We start from the raw sequence: 1,005 nt of genomic DNA, 5'->3' as shown, positions 1-1,005 counted from the left end.
CAACGACAGCATCATTGATCGTGGCGACGGTGACTGTGAAGCTAGAAACACCGGCTGGAACAATCAGATTGCCACCAACCAAAGTGACACCATTGTTGAATGTCGCTGTGCTGTTGTAATCACTACCAGCAGTTGCTGTACCACCACCTAAGTTGTAGGCATAAGTCGACGCAATCGTTGTCGCTGCTGACAAGGATACCGTGTAGACCAAGCTCGTACCTTCAACCACATTGTCACCAGCAACACCTGGTGCACCTGGTTCGACTGTCGTGATCGTTGGTTGATCATCATCGATGATGCCACCGTTACCTGTCACACCACCGATCACTAACGGTAAGGATTCTGGGGAAGCACTGTCGACGACTGCATCGTTAATTGTGGCGACTGTGACTGTGAAACTGCTAACACCGGCTGGAACGATTAAGTTACCACCGACTAAAGTGACACCATTGTTGAATGTCGCTGTGCTGTTGTAATCACTACCCGCAGTTGCTGTGCCACCACCTAAGTTGTAGGCATAGGTCGAAGCGATGGTTGTCGCTGCGGACAAAGAAACTGTATAGACCAGATCATTGCCTTCAACCACATTGTCACCAGCAACACCTGGTGCACCTGGCTCGACTGTCGTGATCGTTGGTTGATCATCATCGATGATGCCGCCATTACCTGTCACGCCACCAATCACTAATGGTAAAGATTCTGGAGAGGCACTATCAACGACAGCATCATTGATCGTGGCGACGGTGACTGTGAAGCTAGAAACACCGGCTGGAACAATCAGATTGCCACCAACCAAAGTGACACCATTGTTGAATGTCGCTGTGCTGTTGTAATCACTACCCGCAGTTGCTGTACCACCACCTAAGTTGTAGGCATAAGTCGACGCAATCGTTGTCGCTGCGCTTAAGCTGACTGTGTAGACCAGATCATTACCTTCGATGACCGTGTCACCTGCAACACCTGGTGCACCTGGTTCGACTGTCGTGATCGTTGGTTGATCATCAT

At 50.0% G+C, this 1,005-nt stretch carries 1 pseudogene; it reads right to left on the bottom strand.

The features are described 5' to 3' along the window. A pseudogene (locus H8K33_RS19630) lies at positions 1 to 1,005 on the bottom strand (Calx-beta domain-containing protein); the annotation flags it as partial.

It is taken from the genome of Affinundibacterium amnicola, from assembly GCF_014284275.1.
Lineage (GTDB): Bacteria > Pseudomonadota > Gammaproteobacteria > Burkholderiales > Burkholderiaceae_D > Undibacterium > Undibacterium amnicola.
The sequence above is the reverse complement of the archived record's forward strand: the minus strand, read 5'-3'. Positions and strand labels throughout refer to the sequence as shown.